Source organism: Shewanella indica (assembly GCF_033842865.1).
Classification (GTDB): Bacteria; Pseudomonadota; Gammaproteobacteria; order Enterobacterales; family Shewanellaceae; genus Shewanella; species Shewanella indica.
The window spans coordinates 4,457,144-4,483,738 of sequence record NZ_JAWXXR010000001.1 but is presented as its reverse complement, the minus strand read 5'-3'; the positions used below and the strand labels follow the sequence as shown (position 1 = coordinate 4,483,738).

General features: G+C 53.6%; 24 protein-coding genes. 18 read left to right on the top strand and 6 right to left on the bottom strand.

The features are described 5' to 3' along the window. Positions 1-71 precede the first annotated feature (71 nt). The 3 genes from rlmD to mazG all read left to right on the top strand — a co-directional run bounded on the left by rlmD (position 72) and on the right by mazG (position 4,678). Entirely contained in the window at positions 72-1,409 is a 1,338-nt protein-coding gene (gene rlmD, locus SIL79_RS20075) for a 23S rRNA (uracil(1939)-C(5))-methyltransferase RlmD (protein WP_071476292.1), read from the top strand. Positions 1,410-1,535: 126 nt separating this feature from the next. Then, on the top strand, positions 1,536-3,746 hold the full coding sequence (gene relA / locus SIL79_RS20070; RefSeq protein ID WP_071476291.1) for a GTP diphosphokinase: 2,211 nt from the start codon (positions 1,536-1,538) through the stop codon (positions 3,744-3,746). A 116-nt stretch (positions 3,747-3,862) separates the two neighbouring features. Beyond that, positions 3,863-4,678 carry a nucleoside triphosphate pyrophosphohydrolase gene (gene mazG, locus SIL79_RS20065; protein ID WP_144361218.1) on the top strand — a complete coding sequence of 272 codons (816 nt, stop codon included), beginning with the start codon at positions 3,863-3,865 and terminating at the stop codon, positions 4,676-4,678. Positions 4,679-4,804: 126 nt separating this feature from the next. Here mazG and SIL79_RS20060 read toward each other — a convergent pair whose 3' ends face one another. Next, positions 4,805-4,951 carry a hypothetical protein gene (locus SIL79_RS20060; protein ID WP_232786079.1) on the bottom strand — a complete coding sequence of 49 codons (147 nt, stop codon included), beginning with the start codon at positions 4,949-4,951 and terminating at the stop codon, positions 4,805-4,807. On the opposite strand from SIL79_RS20060, the gene SIL79_RS20055 reads away from it, so the two are divergent. From SIL79_RS20055 to SIL79_RS19995, 13 genes are all read left to right on the top strand, one after another. After that, the gene (locus SIL79_RS20055; protein WP_233962801.1) at positions 4,893-6,473 is read left to right on the top strand and encodes a CTP synthase; all 1,581 of its coding nucleotides are present in this window, start codon (positions 4,893-4,895) and stop codon (positions 6,471-6,473) included. The genes SIL79_RS20060 and SIL79_RS20055 overlap by 59 nt on opposite strands. A 147-nt stretch (positions 6,474-6,620) precedes the next feature. Next, on the top strand, positions 6,621-7,916 hold the full coding sequence (eno, locus tag SIL79_RS20050; protein WP_039033728.1) for a phosphopyruvate hydratase: 1,296 nt from the start codon (positions 6,621-6,623) through the stop codon (positions 7,914-7,916). 98 nt (positions 7,917-8,014) lie between these two features. Further along, positions 8,015-8,317, top strand: coding sequence for a cell division protein FtsB (gene ftsB, locus SIL79_RS20045; protein ID WP_039033729.1), 303 nt, complete (start codon positions 8,015-8,017; stop codon positions 8,315-8,317). Positions 8,318-8,345: 28 nt separating this feature from the next. Next, the gene (gene ispD / locus SIL79_RS20040) at positions 8,346-9,098 is read left to right on the top strand and encodes a 2-C-methyl-D-erythritol 4-phosphate cytidylyltransferase (RefSeq protein WP_144361217.1); all 753 of its coding nucleotides are present in this window, start codon (positions 8,346-8,348) and stop codon (positions 9,096-9,098) included. Positions 9,099-9,113: 15 nt separating this feature from the next. Further along, positions 9,114-9,593 (top strand): 2-C-methyl-D-erythritol 2,4-cyclodiphosphate synthase, encoded by a 480-nt coding sequence (gene ispF / locus SIL79_RS20035; protein ID WP_028781518.1) that lies wholly within the window; start codon positions 9,114-9,116, stop codon positions 9,591-9,593. A 35-nt stretch (positions 9,594-9,628) separates the two neighbouring features. Further along, positions 9,629-10,693, top strand: coding sequence for a tRNA pseudouridine(13) synthase TruD (gene truD, locus SIL79_RS20030; protein WP_039033731.1), 1,065 nt, complete (start codon positions 9,629-9,631; stop codon positions 10,691-10,693). Next, positions 10,690-11,436: a 5'/3'-nucleotidase SurE gene (surE, locus tag SIL79_RS20025; RefSeq protein WP_039033732.1), complete on the top strand. Its 747-nt coding sequence runs from the start codon at positions 10,690-10,692 to the stop codon at positions 11,434-11,436. The genes truD and surE overlap by 4 nt, the downstream gene beginning before the upstream one ends. Then, positions 11,433-12,068 (top strand): protein-L-isoaspartate(D-aspartate) O-methyltransferase, encoded by a 636-nt coding sequence (locus SIL79_RS20020; protein WP_039033733.1) that lies wholly within the window; start codon positions 11,433-11,435, stop codon positions 12,066-12,068. The genes surE and SIL79_RS20020 overlap by 4 nt, the downstream gene beginning before the upstream one ends. A 93-nt stretch (positions 12,069-12,161) precedes the next feature. Beyond that, a complete protein-coding gene (locus tag SIL79_RS20015) occupies positions 12,162-13,034 on the top strand; it encodes a peptidoglycan DD-metalloendopeptidase family protein (protein ID WP_162206768.1) in 873 nt (290 codons plus the stop codon). A 78-nt stretch (positions 13,035-13,112) separates the two neighbouring features. Then, positions 13,113-14,069 carry an RNA polymerase sigma factor RpoS gene (rpoS, locus tag SIL79_RS20010; protein WP_025889143.1) on the top strand — a complete coding sequence of 319 codons (957 nt, stop codon included), beginning with the start codon at positions 13,113-13,115 and terminating at the stop codon, positions 14,067-14,069. A 695-nt stretch (positions 14,070-14,764) separates the two neighbouring features. Continuing rightward, on the top strand, positions 14,765-15,454 hold the full coding sequence (gene phoB / locus SIL79_RS20005) for a phosphate regulon transcriptional regulator PhoB (protein WP_025011640.1): 690 nt from the start codon (positions 14,765-14,767) through the stop codon (positions 15,452-15,454). A 74-nt stretch (positions 15,455-15,528) separates the two neighbouring features. Further along, positions 15,529-16,830, top strand: coding sequence for a phosphate regulon sensor histidine kinase PhoR (gene phoR, locus SIL79_RS20000; protein ID WP_039033735.1), 1,302 nt, complete (start codon positions 15,529-15,531; stop codon positions 16,828-16,830). 347 nt (positions 16,831-17,177) lie between these two features. After that, entirely contained in the window at positions 17,178-18,149 is a 972-nt protein-coding gene (locus tag SIL79_RS19995; protein WP_025889126.1) for a PstS family phosphate ABC transporter substrate-binding protein, read from the top strand. A gap of 53 nt (positions 18,150-18,202) precedes the next feature. Here the strand turns inward: SIL79_RS19995 and SIL79_RS19990 are convergent, their stop codons facing one another. Continuing rightward, positions 18,203-19,105 carry a LysR family transcriptional regulator gene (locus SIL79_RS19990; RefSeq protein WP_039033736.1) on the bottom strand — a complete coding sequence of 301 codons (903 nt, stop codon included), beginning with the start codon at positions 19,103-19,105 and terminating at the stop codon, positions 18,203-18,205. Positions 19,106-19,328: 223 nt separating this feature from the next. On the opposite strand from SIL79_RS19990, the gene SIL79_RS19985 reads away from it, so the two are divergent. Together SIL79_RS19985 and recN are read left to right on the top strand one after the other, a co-directional pair. Continuing rightward, on the top strand, positions 19,329-20,282 hold the full coding sequence (locus SIL79_RS19985; protein WP_039033737.1) for an AEC family transporter: 954 nt from the start codon (positions 19,329-19,331) through the stop codon (positions 20,280-20,282). Positions 20,283-20,378: 96 nt separating this feature from the next. Beyond that, positions 20,379-22,040: a DNA repair protein RecN gene (recN, locus tag SIL79_RS19980; RefSeq protein WP_162206757.1), complete on the top strand. Its 1,662-nt coding sequence runs from the start codon at positions 20,379-20,381 to the stop codon at positions 22,038-22,040. 159 nt (positions 22,041-22,199) lie between these two features. Here the strand turns inward: recN and SIL79_RS19975 are convergent, their stop codons facing one another. The 4 genes from SIL79_RS19975 to SIL79_RS19960 all read right to left on the bottom strand — a co-directional run bounded on the left by SIL79_RS19975 (position 22,200) and on the right by SIL79_RS19960 (position 26,588). Next, the gene (locus SIL79_RS19975) at positions 22,200-22,856 is read right to left on the bottom strand and encodes a CoA transferase subunit B (RefSeq protein ID WP_025009400.1); all 657 of its coding nucleotides are present in this window, start codon (positions 22,854-22,856) and stop codon (positions 22,200-22,202) included. A 15-nt stretch (positions 22,857-22,871) separates the two neighbouring features. Then, positions 22,872-23,573, bottom strand: coding sequence for a CoA transferase subunit A (locus SIL79_RS19970; protein WP_071476287.1), 702 nt, complete (start codon positions 23,571-23,573; stop codon positions 22,872-22,874). 64 nt (positions 23,574-23,637) lie between these two features. Beyond that, entirely contained in the window at positions 23,638-24,528 is an 891-nt protein-coding gene (locus tag SIL79_RS19965) for a hydroxymethylglutaryl-CoA lyase (RefSeq protein ID WP_162206758.1), read from the bottom strand. 2 nt (positions 24,529-24,530) lie between these two features. Further along, on the bottom strand, positions 24,531-26,588 hold the full coding sequence (locus SIL79_RS19960) for an acetyl/propionyl/methylcrotonyl-CoA carboxylase subunit alpha (protein ID WP_162206759.1): 2,058 nt from the start codon (positions 26,586-26,588) through the stop codon (positions 24,531-24,533). Positions 26,589-26,595: the final 7 nt, after the last annotated feature.

Below are 26,595 nucleotides of genomic sequence, written 5' to 3'. Positions count from 1 at the left end.
TTTTACGGCTATAGATAGACTGCCAGATATCCCGGCGTCTTTGCCAGTTTTTTATTGTTTCAGGGGCCTAGATGGCACAATTTTTTAGAGAAAAACCAAACAGATCCAAGAAAGTCTCCGCAAAACTGTCACTCACGGCTTCCGGATTGGATCATCAGGGTGCCGGGATCGGTCAATATCAGGGCAAAGTGGTGTTCATTCCCGGCTTATTGCCCGGTGAGAGCGCCGAGGTGCAGCTCACCGAACAAAAAAAGAACTATGCCAGGGGTAAACTCATCCGCATCAGCCAAACATCCCCGGAGCGGGTTGAACCCCAATGCCCCCATTATGCGCTTTGCGGCGGCTGCGATCTGCAACACTTGTCAGATTTGAGCCAGCGGCAGCACAAGCGCCGGGCCCTGGCCGAGCTGTTTGCCAAGCTCTCTGGCTTATCCGAACTGCCGGAGATAGGCGAGTTGGCTTCTGCCCCTTGGCATTATAGACGCAAGGCCAGACTGGCGACCTGGTATGACAAACAAAGTCGCGAATTCACCCTGGGGTTCAGGGCTAAATCCAGCAGTAAGGTAGTTGCCATCGGCGAATGCCCTGTGTTGGCGGCTTCGTTGTCTGAGCTGATAAAACCGTTGGCGGCGCAACTGGCGCACCTGCAGGGTGTGGCTCAGCTTGGTCATGTGGAGCTGATTGAAACCGAAGCCGGTCGTTTTGTGGTGCTGAGAATTACCCGGCCACTGGTGAATAAAGACAAGGAAAAGCTCAAGGCCTTTGCCGGGCTGCAAGGATTGCAGTTGGTGCTGCAGGACAATCAGGGCGAGTGTGAATATCTTGCGGGCAGTCAGCCAAGCTACCGCTTGCCCGGCGTCGATGGCGATGAACTGACGCTTAAGTTTAATCCGGGGAATTTTATTCAGGTCAACGGCGAAGTGAACCGCGCCATGGTGGCCAAGGCCATAGATTGGCTGCAACCCAAGGCCGGTGAGCACATACTGGATCTCTTTTGCGGCATGGGTAACTTCAGCCTACCGCTGGCGGCCACCGGCGCCAGGGTCACAGGTGTCGAGGGTGTGCCCGCCATGGTTGAGCAGGCCAGGCAAAATGCCAAACAAGCCGGGCTTGAAGGTGTGCAGTTCTTTTGCGCCGATCTTAGCGCCGACCTTTCGGCCGAGCCCTGGCTTGGCAAGGTGGATAAGCTGCTGCTGGATCCCGCCCGTGCCGGGGCCTATGAGACGCTTTCTTACCTGAAAAACATCGCGCCAGAGCGAGTAGTGTATGTTTCTTGCAATCCGGCGAGCCTGGCGCGGGACAGCGTGTTATTGCTCGCGCAAGGCTATCGCCTGGAGCGCCTCAGTGTGTTGGACATGTTCCCCCAGACTCATCACACCGAAGCCATGGCATTGTTTGTGCGGAATTGATGCTTTTATTGTCTATCGAGTCAATTTTATCAATAAAGGTACTCACGGGGGTTTGACATACCATCGGGTATGCTCAAGATAGGGAGTCTTGTTGAGTCTGTTAATCGGACACTAAAGGAAGGTGAGATGGTATCTGTTCGCGAAGCACACTTTAAGGATCCTGATTTCAATCTGGATGAGTGGGTTAATCGTTATGTGGCCGACTCCGCCGATGCCGGGCGTTTGTTGGAGCTGATAGCCAAGGTGGAAGCACTGCCTATGGGCAAGTGCAAGCGTCCTAAAGCCGAGCTTCAGGCCAAGGCGCGGGAGATGATAGAGATCCTCGCGCCGCTCAACATGGATATCGAAACCCTGCAGGCCGCCATCTTATTTGTGTTTTTCGAGGTGGGCATAGTCGATGAAGCCAAGCTCACTGAAGACTTTGGTCCCGAGTTGGCTACCTTGGTCAACAGCGTCAAGACCATGGATGCCATAGGTGCACTCAAGGTGGGCAATGACAGCCGCAGCAGTGAGCCGCAAATCGACAATATCCGCAAGATGTTGCTGGCGATGGTGGAAGATGTACGCGCCGTGGTGATCAAACTGGCCGAGCGGGTATGCCTGCTTAGGGCCGTGAAAAACGACGATGAAGAAACCCGGGTATTGCTGGCCCGGGAAATTGCCGACATCTACGCGCCGCTGGCCAACCGTTTGGGTATAGGTCAGCTCAAGTGGGAGCTGGAGGATATCTCGTTTCGTTATCTGCATCCCGAAACCTATAAAGAGATTGCCAAGCAGCTGGACGGCAAGCGCCTGGACCGAGAAGTCTTTATCGACAACTTTGTCAATCAGTTGCAAACGCGGCTGGATGAAGAAGAGATTCGTGCCAAGGTCTATGGTCGCCCCAAACATATCTACTCCATCTGGCGCAAGATGCGCGGCAAGCAGCTTAAATTTGACGAGCTGTTTGATGTGCGTGCAGTGCGAATCGTCACCGACCGGCTGCAGGACTGCTACGGCGCGCTCGGTGTAGTGCATACCCTTTGGCACCATATTCCCAGAGAGTTTGACGATTATATTGCCAACCCCAAACCAAACGGTTACCAGTCGATTCACACTGTGGTGGTGGGACCGGAGGGCAAGACAGTCGAAATCCAAATTCGCACCCAGCAGATGCATGAAGATGCCGAACTCGGGGTGGCGGCTCACTGGAAATATAAAGAGGGTAATCACTCCGGTAAACAGAGTGGCTACGAAGAGAAGATCAACTGGCTGCGCAAGATTTTGCAATGGCAGGAAGATGTGGTCGAGAGCGGCAACCTGGTGGAGGAGATCCGGGCTCAGGTCTTCGAAGACAGGGTCTATGTGTTTACCCCGTCCGGCGAAGTGGTGGATTTGCCAGCCGGCTCAACCGTGCTGGACTTTGCCTACTATATCCACTCCCAGGTGGGCCACAAGTGTATTGGCGCCAAGGTCGATGGCCGCATAGTGCCGTTTACTTATCAGGTGGAAACCGGTGAGCGCATCGAGATTATCACCTCCAAGCATCCCAATCCGAAGCGCGATTGGCTCAACCCCAACCTGGGTTATATCAAGACCTCCAGAGCCCGCAGCAAGATCCAACACTGGTTCAAGCAGCAGGACAGGGACAAGAACCTGGTGGCCGGACGCGAGATGCTGGAAGCCGAACTGGCGCGGGTGGGGCTGACACTCAAGGATGTCGGCAGCGCAATTGAGCGCTTCAACATGACCAACATGGATGACCTGTTGGCGGCCATAGGTGGCGGCGATGTGCGCCTCAACCAAGTGGTCAATCATGTACAGAGCCGACTCAGGACTCAGGAGCCTTCCGACGAAGAGGCGGTGGAAGAGCTGGTCAAGAAAGGTCAGCAGAAGCCCATAGGTGCCAATCGCGGCCAGATAGAGGTCAATGGTGTCGGTAATCTGATGAGCCATCTGGCGCGCTGCTGTCAGCCGGTGCCCGGGGATGAGATTTTCGGTTTTATCACCAAGGGACGCGGTATTTCGGTGCACAGAGCCGATTGTGAGCAGGTCAAGGAACTGATGCGTGCCCATCCCGAGCGGGTAGTGGATGTGGTCTGGGGCGAAAACTACTCCGGCGGCTACAAAATCCGTATTCGAGTGGTGGCCAATGACAGAACCGGTCTGCTGCGGGATCTCACCTCTGTGCTGGCGGCGGAAAAGTCCAATGTGCTGGCGATGAGTTCCTCATCGGATCTCAAGAACCAGACTGCGGCCATTGAACTTGAGATGGAGCTTTATAACCTAGACGGTTTGTCCAGGGTTATCTCCAAGCTGACCCAGATAGACGGGGTAATAGAAGCCCGCAGGCTCTGAGGCCAGTTCGGTATTCGACCGGTATTTAAAACAGGACGCCTAGGTTGCGTCCTGCTGTTTTTTAAGACTTATCAAAGAGTCGTTGGATTGGTAAGCGTATTAGCAATAAAGGAGTAATGGCGGTGGCGGCAGATATCAATGCATTGCTTGAGATTATGGCAAAGCTCAGGGATCCTGAGCTGGGTTGCCCCTGGGACAGGGCGCAGGATTTTGACTCCATAGTGCCCTACACCCTGGAAGAAGCCTATGAAGTGGCTGACGCCATAGAAAGCCGCGACTGGCAGGAGTTACCTTCTGAGCTTGGTGATCTGCTGTTTCAGGTGGTGTTCTATTGCCAGCTTGGCAAGGAAAAGGGCTGGTTTGATTTCGCCACTGTGCTCGAGCGGATATGTAACAAGCTTATCAATCGTCATCCCCATGTGTTTGCCGCCGATACCGACTTGAGTTTTGACTCGGCGCCGGATGCCAAGAACAACTGGGAGCGCATTAAAGCGGCAGAGCGCGCCGGGCGCGAGCTGCACTCAGTGCTGGATGATATTCCCAAGGCGCTGCCGGCGTTGGCGCGGGCGGGTAAGATCCAAAAGCGGGTCGCCCGGGTAGGGTTTGATTGGCCCGAGCTTGAGCCTGTGGTCGACAAGGTACAGGAAGAGATTGAAGAGGTGTTGCACGAAGCGCGTCAAACCACGCCGGATAAGGCCAGAGTTGAGGATGAAGTGGGCGACTTGCTGTTTGCTGCGGTGAATCTGGCGCGCCACTTGGGGGTGGATCCCGAGCAGGCCCTCAGAGGGGCCAATAACAAGTTTGAGCGGCGTTTTCGTGCTATTGAGCAAAAAGCCAATGCCAGCGGCAAGCCGTTTGCAGAACACGATCTGCAGGCTCTGGATGCTTATTGGGATCAGGTCAAGCGTGAAGAGCGCGGTGAAATCCAGTAGCAGGCTAAGCCTGGATTAAAAATGCGCGAATGAGATCAGCGCGTAAAAATTATCGTCATTCCTGTTTGGTAAATGGCAGGGGCTTTGATATACTGTCGCCCCGTCCTGGTGCTTTCATTCGAGCACCTATTTATCATTCTTTTTTCTCAGGTTCAGCATGACTACAAGGTATATCTTCGTTACTGGTGGCGTTGTTTCATCACTAGGTAAAGGCATTGCAGCGGCATCGCTCGCAGCAATTTTAGAGGCCAGAGGCCTGAATGTAACCATCATGAAGCTGGATCCTTACATCAACGTTGATCCGGGAACCATGAGCCCAACCCAACACGGGGAAGTGTTTGTCACTGAGGACGGCGCAGAGACAGATCTGGACTTGGGCCACTACGAGCGTTTCATCCGTACCAAGATGAACCGTCGCAACAACTTCACTACAGGTCGTATCTACGAGGAAGTGCTGCGCAAGGAGCGTCGTGGTGACTACCTGGGTGCCACCATTCAGGTGATCCCACACATCACCAACGCCATCAAGGAAAAAGTCCTCGAAGGCGGTGAAGGCCATGATGTCGCCATCGTTGAAATCGGTGGTACTGTGGGGGATATCGAATCTCTGCCTTTCCTCGAGTCTATCCGTCAGCTGGCTGTTGAACTGGGCCGCGAGCGCAGTTTGTTTATGCACCTGACTCTGGTGCCTTTTATCGGCCCGGCTCAGGAAGTGAAAACCAAGCCGACTCAGCACTCGGTAAAAGAGCTGCGTTCTATCGGTATTGCGCCGGATATTCTGGTTTGCCGTGGCGACCGCGCTATTCCGGCTACCGAGAGAGCCAAGATCTCCCTGTTCTGTAACGTTGAAGAGCGGGCGGTTATCTCCCTTAAAGACGTGGATTCCATCTACAAGATCCCGGCGCTGCTGCGCTCACAAGGTCTGGATGAGCTGGTCGTCAAGCGTTTTGGCCTGAGCTGCCCTGAAGCCGACCTGTCCGAATGGGAAAACGTGGTTTATCAGGAAGCCAATCCAAACAATGAAGTGACCATAGGTATGGTCGGCAAGTACATCGAACTGCCGGATGCCTATAAGTCTGTCAACGAAGCGCTGAAGCATGCCGGCCTTAAAAACCGGGTTTCAGTGAACATCAAGTATATAGACTCCCAGACGGTTGAAGTCAAAGGCGTTGAAGTGCTGGAAGGCCTGGACGGCATTCTGGTTCCCGGCGGCTTTGGTGAGCGTGGTGTTGAAGGTAAGATCCTTGCCGCTCAATATGCCCGTGAAAACCAACTGCCATACTTTGGTATCTGTCTGGGGATGCAGGTTGCCCTGATTGAATTCGCCCGTCATGTCGCCGGCATGGAAGGTGCCCACTCTACCGAGTTCAACAAGGAAACACCTTTCCCTGTTGTGGGTCTGATCACCGAATGGGTTGATGAAGAAGGTAATTTGGAGCAGCGTGATGAAGCTTCTGATCTGGGTGGTACCATGCGTCTTGGCGCTCAGCTGTGCCATCTGATTGAAGGCACCAAGGCCGCTGCCGCATACAAGAGCAACACCTGTATTGAGCGTCACCGTCATCGTTACGAAGTGAACAACGCTTTCCGTGAGCGTTTGGAAAAGGCTGGTCTGGTATTCAGCGGCTTGTCTTCCGATCGCAAGCTGGTGGAGATGATTGAGATCCCGGCACATCCTTGGTTTGTTGCCGGTCAGTTCCATCCGGAATTCACCTCAACACCTCGCGACGGTCACCCTCTGTTTGAAGGTTTTGTCGCCGCTGCCAGTACTTACCAAAAGCGTAATCTGGGTTAAACTAGAAGAGCCGGACTGCTATGGCAGCTCCGGCTTTTTCATCCCCGCTGCACCGGGAAGTGTGAAGTGAAAGTCCAATACCCATATGAGAGACGCTGAACGCTCAGATGGGTATGGTTTTTTTCTTTAACTTTAATCGAGGACATTATGGCTAAGATCATTAACGTCATAGGACGCGAAATCATGGATTCTCGCGGTAATCCCACTGTAGAAGCTGAAGTGCATTTGGAAGGTGGTTTCATTGGTATGGCAGCCGCTCCATCAGGCGCTTCTACCGGTAGCCGTGAAGCGCTGGAACTGCGTGATGGCGACAAGGCTCGCTATCTGGGTAAAGGCGTGCTCAAGGCTGTTGATAATGTCAACGGTCCTATCCGTGAAGCCCTGCTGGGTAAAGATGCCACGGCTCAAGCCGAGCTGGACGGCATTATGATCGCGCTGGACGGCACCGAAAACAAAGACAAGCTGGGCGCCAACGCCATTCTGGCTGTGTCTTTGGCTGCCGCCAAGGCCGCTGCTGCCTTCAAAGGTATGCCGCTTTACGCTCATATTGCCGAACTGAACGGGACTCCTGGCCAGTACAGCATGCCGGTTCCTATGATGAACATCTTGAACGGTGGTGAGCATGCCGACAACAACGTCGACATTCAGGAATTCATGGTACAGCCAGTCGGTGCCAAGAGCTTCCGCGAAGCCCTGCGTATGGGCGCTGAAATCTTCCACAACCTGAAGAAAGTGCTCCAGTCCAAGGGGCTGAACACTGCTGTGGGCGACGAAGGTGGTTTTGCGCCTAACCTGTCATCCAATGCCGACGCCCTGGCGGTTATCAAAGAAGCCGTTGAAGCCGCAGGCTACAAACTGGGTACTGATGTGACTCTGGCGCTGGACTGTGCCGCTTCCGAGTTCTACAAAGACGGTAAGTATGACCTGGCCGGTGAAGGCAAGGTATTCGATTCCAACGGTTTTTCTGACTTCCTCAAGTCACTGACCGAACAGTATCCTATCGTTTCTATCGAAGATGGCCTGGATGAGTCTGATTGGGACGGCTGGGCTTACCAGACCAAGATCCTCGGTGATAAGATCCAGCTGGTGGGTGATGACCTGTTCGTGACCAACACCAAGATCCTGTCTCGCGGTATCGAGCAGGGCGTTGCCAACTCGATTCTGATCAAGTTCAACCAGATAGGTTCTCTGACAGAGACTCTGGCCGCTATCCGTATGGCCAAGGAAGCCGGTTACACCGCCGTTATCTCTCACCGCTCAGGTGAAACTGAAGATGCGACCATTGCCGACTTGGCAGTAGGTACCGCAGCCGGCCAGATCAAGACAGGTTCCCTGTGCCGCTCTGATCGTGTTGCCAAGTACAACCAGCTGCTGCGCATTGAAGAGCAACTGGGTGCCAAGGCAGCCTACCGTGGCCTGAGTGAGATCAAAGGTCAGGCGTAATTTTCGCCTCCAGTTTCAAAAGGCCACCACTTGGTGGCCTTTTTTGTTGTACTATCAACACTAATCGTATTTTTAGGGCATGAGCTGAATTTATCACCATGAAACGACTGCTTTTTGTCATCGTCTTGCTGCTGGGGTTACTGCAATATCGTCTTTGGCTGGGAGAAAACAGTCTGCCGGAGTACTTTCATCTTGAGCAGCAGATAGCGGCTCAAAATGACAGCAATGCCAGGCTCGAAGAACGCAACCAGGTACTGAAAGAGGAGATCCGCGATCTGCGCAGCGGTACCGAAGCCCTGGAAGAGCGTGCCCGCAATGAGCTGGGGTTAATCAAGAAGGGTGAAACCTTTTACCGGGTTGTTGGTGGTGAACAGCGTTCTATGTCTTTGGCCAATCAATAACGGCCCAATTTCAACATAACGGATATCCATGAGTGAAGCTATTTCCTCCCGAGCCATAAAGGCCGGGCTCCCCAGTGATGAACAAGTGATTGCCATAGTACCGGCCGCTGGAATAGGCAGTCGCATGGGCGCTGACTGCCCTAAGCAATATCTGCCGCTTGCCGGCTCATGCATTTTGGAGCAAACCCTCAAGGTTTTGCTGAGCCACAGTGGTATTTCAAGGGTGATAGTGGCGCTGAACCCGGAAGATAGCTTCTTTGGCAAACTCTCTGTGGCCAGTCATCCCAAGTTGGAGACTGTCACTGGCGGTAAAGAGCGCGCGGATTCTGTGTTGGCGGCGCTTGAGAGTCTGGTTGCCGACAAGCCATTGCCTGCCACTACCTGGGCCTTAGTGCATGATGCCGCCAGACCCTGCTTGACCCATGGCGATATTGATAAGCTGCTTGCTTCACGAAAACAATATCCACAAGGGGCGATACTGGCAGCGCCGGTGCGCGATACCATGAAACGCAGCGGCATCGATGGTTGCATCAGTGAAACGGTTGCCAGAGAAGCGCTCTGGCATGCGCTAACGCCGCAGCTGTTTCCACTGCTTACTTTGACCGAGGCGCTGAAAGCTGCGTTGGCCGCCGGTGTGCTGGTGACAGACGAAGCCTCGGCAATGGAGTGGCGCGGGGTACACCCGGCGCTTATCAGCGGCCGTAGCGACAATATCAAGGTAACCCATCCGGACGATTTGCCGCTGGCAGCGCTTTATCTGGCGCATCAGCGGGGTAACTGAATACAGGAACAAGCAATGAATATACGTATTGGACACGGTTTTGATGTACATAAATTCGGTGGTGAGCCGCCCTTGGTTCTGGGTGGGGTGGAAGTACCGCATCACACAGGCTTGTTGGCGCACTCCGATGGTGATGTGGTATTGCACGCGATTTCAGATGCGATACTCGGCGCCATGGCACTTGGTGACATAGGTAAACACTTTCCCGATACAGATGCCGAATTCAAGGGAGCCGACAGCCGGGTGCTGCTGCGTCATTGTTACCGCCTGGCGCTGGACAAGGGCTTTCGTCTCGGCAACCTGGATGTGACCATTATTGCCCAGGCGCCCAAGATGGCGCCGCATATTGAAGCCATTCGACAGATGTTGGCCGAAGATCTGCACACAGATCTTGACTCCATCAACGTCAAGGCGACCACGACAGAAAAACTCGGCTTTACCGGCCGCAGTGAAGGCATTGCGGTAGAAGCCGTGGTGCTGATGTTCGGTATGTAATACCGACTCATTTACAGGAAAAGATTTCAAATAAGATGAATTCATTACACTTTCTCTATGGCAAGCCGCTCTCCAAAGGCGATATGCGCACCAGCAACAGCGATTTTCAGGTGCAGGAAATACTGCCTTTTCTGCCCTCGGGCGAGGGTGAGCACCATCTGCTGCATATTCGTAAAGATGGCCTGAATACGGTTCAGGTGGCCGAGATGCTGGCCAAATTGGCCAAGGTGCACCCCAAAGAGGTGACCTTTGCCGGTCAGAAGGATAAGAATGCCATCACAGAGCAGTGGTTCGGCGTACGAATTCCGGGCAAGGAAACGCCGGATTGGCTGAGCCTCAATAGCGAGTCCATCACGGTATTGAGTGCGGCGCGTCATAACAAGAAGCTGCGTATTGGTGCGCTTTCCGGTAACCGTTTCAAGCTGGTTCTGCGCCAGATAACCCAGCCGGCAGATGTATTGCAGCGGCTGGAATCGATTGCCGAGAGCGGCGTACCCAACTATTTCGGTGAACAGCGCTTTGGTCACAACGGCCGTAACATAGAAATGGCACGGCAGATGTTACAGGGGCGCAAGGTGAAAGACAGAAACAAGCGCTCCATCTACCTGTCGGCGCTGCGCTCATTATTGTTCAATCAACTGGTCTCTCAGCGCCTGGCGACCCATGGGCTTGAGTGTCTGGACGGTGATTGTGTCATGCTGGCCGGCAGTCGCAGCTTCTTTGTTGCCGAGCGCTGGGATGAGGTGTTGCAACAAAGGCTGGCAGAGAAAGATATTTTGTTGTCGGCGCCCATGTGGGGTAGGGGCCAGCCACTCAGCAGTGCCGATGCCTTGGCCTTTGAGACTCAGGTGCTGGCCGAATACAGCGCCGATTGTGAAGGTTTGGAAAAAGCCGGGCTCGAGCAGGAAAGGCGACCATTGTTGCTGCGTCCCGAGGGGATGAAGTACCAATTTATCGAGCCGGACACTTTGGAGCTGGAGTTCAGCCTTCCCGCGGGCAGCTTTGCAACCTCAGTGCTGCGGGAACTGCTCGACTATGATGATGTGACCGAACGTCTGTGGCGTGAGCGCCAGGCGGCTCAGGAAGGAAATCCCGCATGAAAATCTTGGTCAGCAACGATGATGGGGTAACGGCACCTGGGATCCGCGCTCTATCAGAAGCCTTGTCAGCCGTTGCCGAAGTGCTGACTGTGGCACCGGATCGCAACTGCTCCGGTGCCAGTAACTCTTTAACCTTGACGAATCCCTTAAGGATTAATAAGTTAGACAATGGCTACATCTCGGTAAACGGCACGCCGACCGATTGCGTTCATCTGGCGATTCGTGAACTCTATGAAGGCGAACCCGACATGGTGGTCTCGGGGATCAATGCCGGTGCCAATATGGGAGACGATACCCTCTATTCAGGCACAGTGGCGGCAGCGATGGAAGGGCGTTTTCTGGGGTTACCGGCGGTGGCCGTATCCTTGGTGGGGCGTGAGTTTACGCATTATGACACTGCGGCGGCCTATGCGGTGAAGATCATTATGGGGCTTAAGAAGCATCCCATTGCCTCGGATCAGATCCTCAATATCAATGTGCCGGATCTGCCTCTCGATGAAATCAAGGGGATACGGGTTACTCGGCTCGGCGCCCGCCATAAGGCGGAGGGGATGGTCAGAGCCAGAGATCCTCATGGCCGCGAGGTATTTTGGTTGGGGCCCCCCGGGATTGAACTGGATGTGGGTGAAGACACCGACTTTTATGCTGTGTCTCAGGGATATGTGTCCATCACCCCATTAACTGTAGATTTAACCGCCTATCGGCAGCTTTCTCAATTGCAACACTGGATAGAAAAACTATGACCCGGGTAGCCTCCACATCGGCATTGAATTTAACCAAAAAACTGCAGGAAGCGGGGATCCGTCACCCGGGTCTGTTGCAGGTGGTGGCCAAAACCCCCAGAGAGTTGTTTCTTGATGGCGCATTGGCGCATAAGGCTTATGAAAATACTGCTCTCCCTATAGGCTCGGGTCAGACTATATCCCAGCCTTATATTGTGGCGAGAATGACCGAGTTACTATTGGAGCATAATCCTGCCAAGGTGCTGGAAATTGGTACCGGCTCCGGGTATCAGGCGGCGGTATTGGCGCAGTTGGTGCCTGAACTTTTTACGGTCGAGCGGATCAAAAGTCTGCAAATCCAAGCTCGTCAACGTCTCAAGCGGCTGGATCTGCATAATGTCCATTTCAAATATGGTGATGGCTGGCAAGGCTGGCCCAACAGGGCGCCCTTCGATGCCATCATGGTGACCGCGGCGGCATCTGATATCCCTGCCGCCCTGCTGGAACAGTTGGCTGAGGGGGGCGTATTGGTGATCCCTGTCGGTGATGAGAGCCAGCAGTTGTTGAAGATCCGCCGGGAGAAGGGACAGTTTACTTCTCAGGTTATCGAGGCGGTGAAATTTGTGCCTTTAATCAGTGGCGGCTTAGCCTGATAGTTATTACAGCGTGCAGGAGTATTCTTGAATCCATTGCATTTCAGCCGGTTATTGCAACGAAAGACATCATTATTTTGGCGTCTTGGCTCAGTGCTGTTGGTCACTCTGGTTTCTGGATGCAGTTTTCAGGCTCACAGACCCGCTCCGGTCGAATCTATTTATGGTGTAAAACGGCCGGCAATCGAAAGAGGCTCAATCCAATCTGATACTTACAAGGTGAGAAAAGGCGATACCCTCTATTCCATCGCCTGGGGAGCCGGTAAAGACTATGCGCAAATAGCCAAGTTAAATCAGCTAGATAAGTCTTATACCATCTACCCTGGACAGGTACTCACCCTAGAAAGTAAAAAAAATGTTAATAGCGGTTCATGGCTGAAATCGAGTAAAAGCTCCAAACCTCAACCTCAAAAATCAAAAGACAAGGTCTATAAAAAACAAACGGTTAAACAGAAACAGGCCGTTGCTAAAGCCAAGCAAAATAAGCCGAAAAAAACACTTGATCCCAAACCAAAGTCTGCTTACCCTGTATCCAATGGTAAACAAAATGTTAACCATGTTGTCCATAAGCCGAGTTCGACTCTGCCGGACAAAGTCAGTCGCTGGATATGGCCGGTTAATGGCCGGGTGATTGGCGCATTCTCTGCCAAAGAGCAGGGAAATAAAGGAATCAAGATAGCCGGTAACCGAGGCGATATTATTAAAGCCACTGCCGATGGTCGGGTGGTCTATGCGGGTAATGCTTTGCGGGGTTATGGAAACCTCGTCATTATCAAACATAGTGATGACTATCTCAGTGCTTACGCCCACGCCGATAAGATCTTGGTCAAGGAAAAGCAGCATGTGTCTGCCGGGCAGACGGTTGCGAAGATGGGAAGCACAGGCACCAACCAGGTCATGCTGCACTTTGAGATCCGCTACCATGGTCAGTCTGTCAATCCACTCAATTATTTACCCAAACGCTGATTGTTTGGGAGCCAAAATTGGCATATGGAGGATAAAAAACGATGTAAATTAGTTTGTTAAGGTTTGGGAGAGAATATTATGAGCCGCAAAAATGCTAGCGCACCCGTGGAAGAGCTTGTAGATTTATCCGTAAACGACACGGAAGTGGCGTCAAAGAAGGAAGAAGCTCTGGCCGAAATGGTTCAGGATGACCTGCAAAAAAACTTAGACGCGACCCAACTTTATCTGAGTGAAATCGGATTTTCCCCTTTGCTGAGTGCAGAAGAAGAGGTTTTTTTCTCGCGCAAGGCCCTCAAAGGTTGTGAAAAATCACGCAACCGCATGATCGAAAGTAATTTACGCCTCGTGGTCAAAATAGCCCGTCGTTACAACAACCGTGGCTTGGCACTCTTGGATCTGATTGAAGAAGGCAATCTTGGTCTGATCCGTGCCGTAGAAAAGTTCGACCCCGAGCGCGGTTTCCGTTTCTCCACTTATGCCACCTGGTGGATCCGCCAGACCATAGAGCGAGCCATAATGAATCAGACCCGTACTATACGTCTGCCTATTCATGTGGTTAAAGAGCTCAATGTGTATCTGCGTACTGCCCGGGAGTTGGCCCATAAGCTGGATCACGAACCCACAGCCGAAGAGATAGCCGAAAAGCTGGAACTACCAAGCAGCGATGTCAGCAAGATGCTGAAGCTGAATGAGAGGATCACCTCGGTCGACACTCCGATAGGCGGTGACAACGACAAGGCCCTGCTCGATGTGTTGGCAGACGATGATGAGATGACACCGGATGCCCAGGTGCAGGAAGAAGACATTTCCAACTCTGTGGTTAAGTGGCTCAATGAGCTCAATACCAAGCAAAGAGAAGTGCTTGCCAGACGCTTTGGCCTACTGGGATATGAACCTTCCACTTTGGAGGATGTAGGCTCGGAAATTGGCCTGACCCGAGAAAGAGTGCGGCAAATTCAGGTGGAGGCATTGAAACGCCTGCGCGACATACTCTCCTCTCAGGGATTGTCGGTAGAGGCCTTGTTCAAGGCCTAGATAAGTTTGCAATAATGCCCAAAGAATGCAATCCCGAACATATCTATCTGGCGACTTTAAGGGGTTCATGCAAAAGATAAAAATCCGATGTAAATATGTCATCGGATTTTTTGTTACTCAGCTTCATTGTTCCCCAGCATCATCAAGCCTCTTGGTAAATAAAACTCGTTAGCATGGCGTCGCCAGCCTCAGGTTCGTACTCTAAGGTGATGAGCTGCTTTCGTTTTCGGGCCGGTTTCAGGTATTAACCTGGTGGCGCTTCATTGAACTCCTGTGGTTGTTTATCGCCAAAAATCGCCGGTAATCACACTATTTGACTTGATTTCAGACCGGCAAGTTGGACCGGACATGCGATCACTTTAAGCATCGGCAGAATATGTGTCAGCGCCTTGGTCTGTGTCATATGTTCCGAGCCTGGTTCAACTTGATTATTATCTTTTGGGAAATGTGGAATTTTTTCCAGGTAAGATATTGTTTGGTATATGTTTTTGTTATGGATTTACACGCATTATGATTGTTGTCGATAGCGGCTAATGGAGAGGTTTTAAAGATATTTTTATCAGGGTTTCAAGTGTTTAATCCGGAAAATTATGACAAAATGGTGGCGTTAATAGGGCTTCAACGAGTCTTTTTCATAATTTTGTAATAAAACTGTCCAATAATGGCCACGTGGAAATTCACTGACAGAAACCGTTATGACTGCAAGGATTTTAATAGTAGAAGATGAGTTGGCTATCCGTGAGATGCTGACTTTTGTTATGGAACAACACGGGTACACCACCAGTGCCGCCGAGGACTTTGACTCTGCCCTGGCACTGCTCAAGGAACCTTATCCGGATCTTATTCTGCTGGACTGGATGTTTCCGGGCGGCAGCGGTATTCAGTTTGCCAAGCGATTGAAGCAAGATGAGTTTACCCGTCAGATCCCCATTATCATGCTCACCGCCCGCGGTGAGGAAGAGGACAAGGTCAAAGGCCTGGAAGTGGGCGCCGATGACTATATTACCAAGCCGTTTTCCCCTAAGGAGTTGGTGGCCCGCATCAAGGCGGTTCTCAGACGCGCCGCGCCAACCCGCCTGGAAGAAACCATAGATGTGCAGGGCCTGACTCTGGATCCTGTCAGTCATAGGGTCACAGTGGGGGATTCAGTGCTGGAGATGGGGCCGACTGAGTTTCGTTTGCTGCACTTTTTTATGACTCACCCGGAACGGGTCTACAGCCGTGAGCAGCTGCTGGACAATGTTTGGGGCACCAATGTCTATGTCGAAGACAGAACCGTGGATGTGCATATTCGTCGCTTAAGGAAAGCCGTGGAGCTGTCCGGGCACGATAAACTGATCCAAACGGTTCGCGGCGCAGGTTACCGCTTCTCTACCCGTATCTAGCGGGGTAACAATGGGCATGGGCCGGGTTTTGCGTTATCTTGTGCAACCATCGGCCTTTTGCCTGGGCATTTTCTATGTTTGATTCCTATTCGGGTTATCGGCTGTTTTCCCGTCTGATGCTGTACCTGGCGGCTTGTCTGCTGCTTGGGTTGCTGCTTGGTCAGTTGCTCTTGGTGTTGTGTCTGGGAGCTTTTCTATTATTGGGTTGGCACTATCGCCAGCTTATTCGGCTCAATTACTGGTTGTGGCGCGATCGCCGCTTAACGCCGCCTCAGGGCAGCGGCAGCTGGGAAGGGGTGTTCAATGGCATCTATCGCCTGCAGGGTAAAAACCGCAAGCGGGTGAGTCAGTTGGCAGGGCTGTTAGGAAGGTTTCGCCAGGGGGCCGAAGCGCTTCCTGATGCGGCAGTGGTACTCGATTCAGAGCACAATATTCTCTGGTGTAATAAGCTGGCGCAGCTGCTGCTTGGCTTTGTCTGGCCGCAGGATAATGGTCAGCGAATAGATAACCTTATCCGGCATCCCGACTTTTCGGCCTATTTGAAAAAGGGTCATTACAAGGAGCCGCTGGAGCTGCCGTCCCCGGTTTCGGATAGACGTTTGCTGGAAGTGCGTTTGATGGCCTATGGCGACAGGCAGCTGTTGCTGATTGCCCGGGATATTACCCGGGTTAGGCAACTCGAGGGAATGCGCAAGGAGTTTGTTGCCAACGTCTCCCATGAGCTGAAGACGCCGCTCACTGTGCTGCAGGGGTATCTTGAGATGATGCAGAGCATGGCCGAACCTGATTCCCCCAATGTCAAGGCGCTGGAGCTGATGCAGCAGCAGACCGGCAGGATGCAATCCATGGTAGAGCAGTTGTTGGCGTTGTCGCGGATTGAAGATGCCGCCGATATCAACCTGGAACACACTGTGGATATGAAGCAGTTGATGACCACCTTAAAGGAGGAGGGCGAAGCGCTCTCCCGTGGTCGCTACCAACTGAGCTTCCATGCCGAACCCGGGCTCAATACCCATGGCAATGAGTTGCAGCTGCGCAGTGCCTGCTCCAACTTGTTGTCCAATGCCATACGTTACACTGAACCGGGCGGCAGTATTGAGGTGCGCTGGCAACGGGTGGCAACCGGCGCCATGTTCAGTGTTAAAGACAGTGGTGAAGGAATTGCACCGCAGCATATCAGTCGACTGACTGAACGTTTCTATCGGGTCGACAGTGCCCGCTCGCGGCAAACCGGTGGCAGTGGTTTGGGGTTGGCGATAGTGAAACACGCCCTTAGTCATCACCACAGTGAACTCAAGGTGACCAGCGAGTTGGGTAAGGGCAGTACTTTCAGCTTTGTGATCCCGCAGCATCTGCTGGAGCAGCAAGATTCTTGAAGCGCTGGAATAGACTAATGTTATTAAGGAGCCGTAGGCTCCTTTTTTACTATCTGGTGCGAAGGGGATTTATTTTGCTGCTTGTGTCACCAGCAGCAAGCTTCAGATTATGATTATACAAACTCTTTGCTACAGAAAGTGAGCTGCTTAAACAATACTTTTACTCGAAGGCCCTTAATGTTGAAACTATTGAAAACTGTGCTATCCGCTAATTTCAATCCCTCATTTGCTGCGAATTTATCTTGGCCTGTCATGCAACTGTCATTTTAAAGTCATAGACTTGTCATTGTGGCAATTGATACTGGCTGCGTTTTAGAAACCAATTTCGGTAAACACTGGAGCAAATAATGAAATTGAAACAGCTTGTCGGTGCGGTGACTCTTACAGCCGCTGGTGTATTCTCAGCAGCATCTATGGCTGCTATCGATCAGTCACTGCCAACCTACGAGAAAACAAGTGGCGTATCCGGTAACTTGTCTTCTGTCGGTTCTGACACTCTGGCCAACATGATGACTCTGTGGGCAGAAGAATTCAAACAGATGTACCCTAACGTCAACATCCAGATCCAGGCTGCCGGTTCTTCAACTGCGCCTCCAGCCCTGACCGAAGGGACTTCTCAGTTTGGCCCTATGAGCCGCAAGATGAAGCCAAACGAAGAGGAAGCGTTTGAAAAGCACTATGGTTATAAGCCTACTGCGATTCGTGTAGCCATTGATGCTCTGGCAGTCTTTGTGCACAAGGACAACCCCATCAAGGGGCTGAGCATAGAGCAGGTTGATGCCATCTTCTCCTCTACCCACAAGTGTGGTGGCAGCGATATCACTCGTTGGGGTGATGCCGGTTTGGACGGAAGCTGGTCTGCCAAAGACATTCAGCTGTACGGCCGTAACTCAGTATCCGGTACATACGGTTACTTCAAGAAGAAAGCGCTGTGTAAGGGCGACTTCAAAGCCAACGTGAACGAGCAGCCAGGCAGCGCCTCAGTGGTTCAGTCTGTATCTCAGTCGCTGAATGCTATCGGTTACTCAGGCATAGGTTACAAGACTGCCGGTGTGAAAGCTGTGGCTCTGTCGAAGAAGGGCGACGACTATATCGCGGCAACGCCTGAGAATGCTGCCAGCGGTACTTACCCACTGTCACGCTACCTCTACGTTTACATCAACAAGCACCCAAACAAAGAGCTGTCACCCATGCAGCGCGAGTTTGTCCGCTATGTCCTGTCCAAGCAGGGTCAGCAGGTTGTTGAGAAAGACGGTTATGTTGCACTGCCAAGAAGTGTGATTGCCAAAGACCTGGAGAAGGCTGGTATCCGTCTGTAAGACTTACCCCTTCGAAGAAAAGCCCGCGTCGCGGGCTTTTTTGCGTCTGCGTTTTAGTCCATGGAAAACAGCGCAGGGGCGCGCTGCTGCATGAACTCGATAAAGAGTTTTACCTTGAGAGGTTGCTGGCTGCGTTGATGATAGAGCAGGGAAATACGCCGTTTTTCTCCTTTCCACTCCGGTAGCAATACCTGTAGCCGGCCATCTTTCAACTCCTGTTTGCAAAATAGCTCTGGGCCGTAAAGAATGCCGCCGTCATTTAAGGTCGCGCGGATGGCACCGTGGAGATCCGTCAGGGTTAGGTTGGCTGGGCCATCATAATAGAAGGCATCGCCATCGGGATGGCGCAGCGACCAGTTGAACAGAGGCCAGACCTTGATAACCTTGTGCTGACTGAGCTGTTGCGGATGGTTAAATACCGGCGCTTTTCGAAGATACCCGGGGGAAGCCACCAGGCGATAATCCAATACTCCGAGAGAGCAGGAAACCCAGGAGGAGTCAGGCTGGGTGCCGCCGACTATGGCAACATCTATGCCTTTATCGATGAGATCCACCACCTCGTTACTTTGGGCGATATGCAGCTTGATATCCGGGTAGCACTCGCAAAATTCGTTCAGTGTCTCGATGAATATCATAGAGATAATCGAGATGGGAGCGGCAATTCTCAGGGTGCCTTCGGGCTTGTCGGCGCAGGTGCCGCTGGCCAGGGCATCAAACTGGGCTATCAGTTGCTGATAGCGTTGGAACAACTCCAGTCCCTCTTCGGTCAACCTCAGTTTGCGGGTGGTTCGCATCAGTAGTTGTTTATCCAGCACAGATTCCAGCTTGGCTAGTTTGCGGCTGACGGTGGCCACCGGCATATTCAGTACTTTGGCGGCCTGGGAGAAACTTCCGGCATTGACCAGATGTACAAACAAGTAGAGCAGTTGCAGTTCGGGAGCCTGATTGTCACTCATTGCTGTTCCTCAATGTGCCAAGGATATGTTTAAAACGCTTGTCTGCCGATGTCTACGACCATAGCGCAATGGCTGGCAGATAACGGCTGTGGTAACTTGTCGGCAATCTCTGCCGAACTTACTTAGCTGTACTGATAAGGGCAGGCAAGATACAGAATTCCCCGCCATTTTCGCAGATCCTCGGCGGGAGTACGACAGCCAAAGTCAGCAAAATGGAAGAAGTATGACTGGAATCATTACTCCGCTGATCTCTGTGTTTGGCATTATGCTCGCAGGTTCACTGGTACAGAAAAGCAAAATCCTGCCGGATGGTACGGACGCCGCCCTCAACCAATATGTTTATTACATAGCTTTTCCGGCCATTATGATGATAGTGCTGGCAAGAACTTCTTTCGAGGAGATCTTCCAGTGGCATTTCATCGTCGGTTTCAGTGTGGCAATGATGCTGACCTATCTGCTGGTGCTGCTGATTTCCGGTTGTTTCAGGGCCGGTCAGGGGGTAGGGGCGATTCGCGCCTTGAATGCCACCTTTGGCAATACCGCCTTTATCGGCATCCCCATGATGATGATAGTCTACCCGGGAAACCAGTTGGCGCTGGCTGCGGCGGCCATTGCCAGCCTGTTGTCTGTGGTGATGTTTGCCATCGCACTGGTGTCGCTGGAGCTTGCCAGAGATACAGAAAACAAGGCGCATCCCTTGCTGATTATTGTTGAAGCGCTGGCGAAAAACCCGATTGTTATCGGCAGCGCCTTGGGCGTTGCTGTCTCGGCTTCCGGTATGGCTCTGCCGGATGGGATAGCGATGATGATAAGTCAGATAGGCGCCACCTCCAGTCCCTGCGCCCTGTTTGCCATAGGTATGGTGTTGGCCAAGGCGACTCGGGTTCGCGGCGCCACCCGCTTACCTGGGCCTTGGCAGTTGGCCGAGCTTTTTGGTATCAACGCTTGCAAGCTACTACTGCAACCTCTGCTGGCTTATCTATTATTGAAAGCCATGGGGATCAGCGGCACCAATCTGCAGATGGGGGTTATTCTTGCGGCCCTGCCTACTGCAGCGAGTGTATACTTACTGGCGCAGCGTTATGACACCAAGGCTGGGGTCAGTGCCCAGGGTATATTACTGGGCACGCTAATCACCTTTATCAGTTTGCCTTTGATAGCGGCATGGGCTGTTTAGGCTGGGTAGAACACAGGGAATAATTAATCGACAGATATTTACTGTATAAAAAATCAGTATATACTGTTTATCAATACAGTGTTTTGGGAATTCATTATGCTTTGCCAACTCAGCATCAATAACTTTGCCATAGTGCGTTTTCTGGAGCTGGACTTCCGTCCGGGAATGACCAGTATTACCGGCGAGACCGGGGCGGGTAAATCCATTGCCATCGATGCCCTGGGGCTTTGTCTCGGTAACCGGGCCGATGCCGCCAGTGTGCGCCCCGGCGCCAGCAAGACGGAAGTCAGTGCCCGTTTCTCTCTGGCGGATGTCCCTCTGGCCAAGCGTTGGCTGGAAGATAATGATCTCGAACTCGAAGATGAATGTATTCTACGGCGCACCATTGGCAGCGATGGCCGCTCCCGCGCCTATATCAATGGTAACCCTGTGCCGCTGACTCAGCTCAAGGCGTTGGGACCCTTGCTGGTGGGGATCCACGGCCAGCATGCTCATCACGCCATGCTCAAGACAGAGCAGCAACTTTACCTGCTGGACAGCTATGCCAATCATAAGCTGTTGCTCGATGGGGTCAGCAGTGCCTATCAGCGTTATCGCCAAATCGAGCAGGAACTGCGGCAATTGGTGCTGTCGCAGCAGGAGAGAATTGCCCGCAAGCAGTTACTCAGCTATCAGGTGGAAGAACTCAATGACTTTGCTCTCGGGGAGCATGAATTTGCCGAGATAGAGCAGGAGCACAAGCGTCTGGCCAACAGTACGGCGCTGATCGAGTCCTGTCAGTTGGCCTTGATGCTGCTCAGTGAGGGCGAAGAAGCCAACATAGAGTCATTGTTGAACCGGGCCGTGCATATCAGTGCCGAGCTTGAGAGTGTCGATGCTGAGCTGTCCAATGTCGGCGGCATGCTCAACGATGCCCTGATCCAGGTGCAGGAAAGCAGCAGCGAACTGCAGCGCTATCTGGACAAGCTCGAGTTGGATCCTGAACACTTTGCCATGCTGGAGGCGCGACTTTCCAAGGCGATGCAACTGGCGCGCAAGCATCAGGTGATGCCCTCAGAGCTGTATCAACATCATCAGCAGTTGCTGGCCGAACTGGGGAGTCTCGACTCGGATGAGCAGAAGCTCGAAGAGATAGAGCAGCAATTGGAAGCCAGCAAACAGAATTATCTGACCCAGGCGCAAAAACTCAGTCAGAGCCGCAGCCGCTATGCCAAAGAGTTGGACAAGTTGGTCACGGCTTCCATCCATGAGCTTAATATGCCCAAGGGCAAGTTCAGCATAGCGGTGGAGTTTAATCCTGGGCAGATGTCGGTCAACGGCAGTGACAGGGTGGAGTTTCTGGTGACCACCAACCCGGGGCAGCCACTGCAAAGTCTGGCCAAGGTGGCCTCGGGGGGCGAGCTTTCCCGTATCGGCCTGGGTATTCAGGTGATAACCGCCCGTAAGGTAGCGACTCCGACACTGATTTTTGATGAGGTGGATGTGGGGATTTCCGGACCGACGGCTGCCGTGGTGGGCCGCATGTTGCGCACCCTGGGAGAATCGACCCAGGTATTGTGTGTGACTCACTTGCCGCAGGTGGCAGGTAACGGCCATCAGCATATGTTTGTTGCTAAACATGCCAAGGGCAGCGGTACCGAAACCTCTATGGTGGCGCTGGATAAAGAGCAGCGGGTGCAGGAGTTGGCCCGGTTGCTTGGTGGCGATACCATCACCAGCAATACCCTGGCCAATGCCCGTGAGTTGCTCAGCAGCTAAAAGCGGCGTTTTGCAAGTTTTGAGATAAAACCGTCACACCCAATATTATCCGGGGGTTTTTGAGTCGCGATGGCGACTCAAAAACTATGGTCCGCTGAAAATCGGCCCGGTCAAGGTCGGCCTATTGTGAGTGATAATAGGCCTCAGAGACTTAATTTCTTACAAGGCCATCTCTGGCACATGTTCGGGGACAATAAGCTTGCCAGCGGTTTTGGCAACTATCTCCTCGACACTCACACCTGGCGCCCGCTCCAGCAGGTGGAAGGCGCCGTCCTTGATTTCGATAAAGGCCAGGTCTGTCAGTACCCGCTTGATGCAGCCATAACCCGTGAGCGGCAACTCGCATTTACTCAGCAGTTTGGAGTTGCCGTGTTTGTCGGCGTGCATCATGGTGACTATGATATTGTCGGCGCCGGCCACCAAGTCCATGGCGCCGCCCATGCCTTTAACCAGCTTGCCGGGGATCATCCAGGAGGCGATAGAGCCTTCGACATCCACCTCGAACGCGCCCAGTACCGTGAGATCCACATGCCCGCCACGGATCATGGCGAAGCTCTCGGCGCTGGAGAAGAAAGACGCGCCTTTGACGGCGGTAACGGTTTGCTTGCCGGCGTTGATCAGATCCGGATCTATAGTGTCTTCGGTGGGGAATTCACCCATGCCCAAGAGGCCGTTTTCCGATTGCAGCATTACCTGCATGCCCTCGGGGATATAGTTGGCCACCAGAGTGGGGATACCTATCCCCAGGTTGACGTAGTAACCGTCTTTGAGTTCCTTGGCGACGCGTTGGGCCAGTTGTTCTCTTGAAAGTGCCATTTTGCTCTCCTGCCCTTATGCCTGTTTGACTGTGCGCTGTTCGATACGCTTCTCGAACACACCCTTGATGACGCGATCCACATAGATGCCCGGGGTGTGGATATGATCCGGGTCCAGCTCACCCGGCTCGACTATCTCTTCCACTTCCACCACTGTTATCTTGCCGGCGGTGGCCATCATGGGGTTGAAGTTGGCGGCTGTCTTGCGAAATACCAGGTTACCCATGGTATCGGCCTTCCAGGCGCGGATCAGCGCGAAGTCGGCTGTCAGTGCCTCTTCCAGCACATAGTGGCGGCCATTGATTTCGCGGGTCTCTTTGCCCTCGGCCACCGGGGTGCCGTAGCCGGTGGCGGTAAAGAAGGCGGGGATCCCGGCGCCGCCGGCGCGGATCTTCTCCGCCAGAGTGCCTTGTGGGGTAAGGATTACATTGAGTTCGCCGCTGAGCATCTGCCGCTCAAAGGTGGCGTTTTCACCCACATAGGAGGCGATCATTGTGCTTATCTGCTTATGTTGCAGCAGCAGCCCCAGTCCGAAGTCGTCCACCCCGGCGTTATTGGAGATGGCGGTCAGGCCGCTGACGCCCAGCTTGACCATTTGATTGATAAGGCCTTCGGGAATGCCGCAAAGGCCAAAACCTCCCACCATGACTGTCATATCATTGGTGAGACCTGCGAGCGCTTCGTCGTAGCTGCCGACGACTTTATTGAGTCCTGCCATAGTGATGTCCTTGCTGTTTATTATCTGTCGTTATACTGCTTATCTGTTGTGCCACCTGGAAGCCTTAAGCTCCTAGGGCTCTGGCCACTTTTGAACCGGTTTCCCGGCCAAGCTGCTGGCTTATCTGCCGTCCGGCCCGGGCCAGTTTGTTGAGATCTATGCCTGTGTCTATACCCATACCATGCAGCATGTAGACAAGATCTTCACTGGCCAGATTACCGGATGCGCCTTTGGCATAGGGGCAGCCACCGAGTCCGGCGACCGAGGTATCTATTACACTGACGCCGGTTTCCAGGCAGGCGAGAATGTTGGCCAGCGCCTGACCATAGGTATCATGGAAGTGTAGCGCCAAGCGCTCTACCGGTACTCGCTCGGCCACTGTTTCCAGCATTTTGCGGGCCTTGAGCGGTGTACCTACGCCTATGGTGTCGCCGAGGGATATTTCATAGCAGCCCAATTGATGCAGAATGTCGGCGACCCGAGCCACTTCTGCCGGGGCGATTTCACCATCATAGGGGCAACCCAGTACGCAGGAAACATAGCCGCGAACCCGAACGCCTTGCTCCTTGGCCCGGCTCAGCAGGGGCTCGAAGCGGGCGATGGACTCTTCGATGGAGCAGTTGATGTTCTTCTGGCTGAAGCCTTCGGAGGCGGCGGCAAATACCGCCACTTCATCGGCGCCGGCATCCAGCGCCAACTCCAGGCCCTTGAGATTGGGAGTCAGGGCGCTGTAGCAGACGCCGGTGCGGCGTGAAATGCCGCGCAGCACCTCGCCCGAGTCTGCCATTTGCGGCACCCACTTGGGCGATACAAAGCTGGCGGCTTCGATGCGCTTCACCCCGGCATCGGCCAGGGCTTCAACCAGGGTTATCTTGGCTTGAGTGCTGACCGAGGTTTCATTTTGCAGGCCGTCTCTTGGGCCCACTTCAAACAGGCTTACCTTGGGAGGCAGCATTTTTAAGCCTCCTTGAGTTGTTCGCTGAGCTCCAGCAACTGGGCGCCATCGCTGACCAGTTCGCCGGGCTGGAAGAAAAACTCACTCACAGTGCCATCGAAAGGCGCGGCTATGGTGTATTCCATCTTCATCGCTTCCATCACCATCAGCCCTTGGCCGGCCTTAACGCTGTCGCCTACAGCCACCAGGTGGGTGACTATGGTGCCGTTCATCGGCGCCTTGAGCAGATCGGCGTGGTTGGCCTGCTCCTCTTCCAGTTCATTCTGAATGGCGCGGAAATGACAGGCGCTAAGCTCGCCGGAGCGGCCAAGCAGGGTAAAGTCCATGCCCTGGCGGCTGATTCGCTGGTTGCTGATATGCCCATCAACCACACAGCGAAGCGTGTCACCACCGGCTTCATCTGTGCTCAGCTCGCCTTCGATAACCAGGGTTTGGCCATCCAGTGTCAGTTGCCAGCTATCGGCCTTGGCCAGCTCAGTCAGCTGCAGGTGATGAATATGGTGTTCATCGTCCATCAGGGCGATATCGTGGCGCTTGGCGCTGTTGAGCCTAAAGCCATTGGCGCTGCCCCAAGGCGAGGAGGGGTCCTGACTGTTTGTCTGTTTGGCCCGGGAGTCGCGTTTGCGCCACAGCATTTCATACAGTGCGGCTTTGGCCAGCAGCGGCAAGGGCAGAGTGCTGTCTTTCGCTTGAGGCAGCAGCTGTGCTTGATAGCGCTCAATAAAATCTGTGCTGAAGTCGGCGCTGGCAAAGGCCGGGTGAGCGGCGATTTTTCCCAGGAAACCGATATTGTGTTTCAGGCCGGTGAGCTGGAAGTCATCCAAAGCCCTTTGCAGGCGCTGCAGCGCTCTTGGGCGTGATTCATCCCAGACAATCAGTTTGGCTATCATGGGGTCGTAGAAGTTGGAGATTTCATCGCCTTCACGAACCCCTGAGTCGATACGTACATGGCGCGATGACTTGGGCTCGCGCAGGAAGTTGAGCTTGCCGCTGGCGGGCAGGAAGTCGTTATCCGGATCTTCGGCATAAATTCGCACTTCAAAGGCATGGCCCTTAATGGCAACTTGCTCCTGAGTCAGGGGCAGAGGCTCTCCGGCGGCGACCAGCAGTTGCCAGTGCACCAGATCTGTCCCTGTCACCAGTTCGGTAACCGGATGCTCTACCTGCAAACGGGTATTCATCTCCATAAAGAAGAAGCTGCCGTCTTCTTCTGTGGCATGGGTGTCCAGCAGAAACTCGACCGTGCCTGCACCCACATAGTCGATGGCGCGGGCGGCAGCCACGGCGGCTTCACCCATGCGGCGGCGCAGGGCGTCGCTGAGGCCGGGGGCCGGCGCTTCCTCCACCACTTTTTGGTGGCGGCGCTGAATCGAGCAGTCCCTGTCTGACAGATAAATGGCATTGCCCTGGGTGTCGGCAAATACCTGTACTTCCACATGGCGCGGCTGCTCCAGGTAACGCTCCATCAACAGCTTGTCATTGCCAAAACTGGAGGCGGCTTCACGGCGGGCCGAGTCGATGGCCGACTTGACTTCCGTCAGGCTGCGGACAATCCGCATTCCCTTGCCGCCGCCACCGAAGGCGGCCTTGATCAGCAGCGGGAAACCGATTTTTTCGGCTTCACTGAGCAGCACTTCATCGCTCTGGTCATCACCGTGATAGCCGGGCACCAGCGGCACTCCGGCGCGGCCCATGATGAGTTTGGCGGCGCTCTTGCTGCCCATGGCTTCTATGGAGTCGGCCTTGGGGCCGATAAAGGCGATATTGGCCCGTTCACAGGCAGCGGCAAAACCGGCGTTTTCCGACAGAAAACCATAACCCGGGTGGATCGCCTCGGCGCCACAGGCCTTGGCGATATCGATGATGGCATCGCCCTTGAGGTAGGAGTCGGCCGGCGCCGAGCCCCCCAGATAAAAGGCTTCATCGGCCATAGCCACGTGGGCGGCATGGCGATCGGCATCCGAGAACAGTGCGACAGTGCGCACTCCCAATGACCTGGCGGTACGTATGATGCGACAGGCAATTTCGCCGCGGTTGGCAATCAGAATCTTGTTGAACATCTTACAT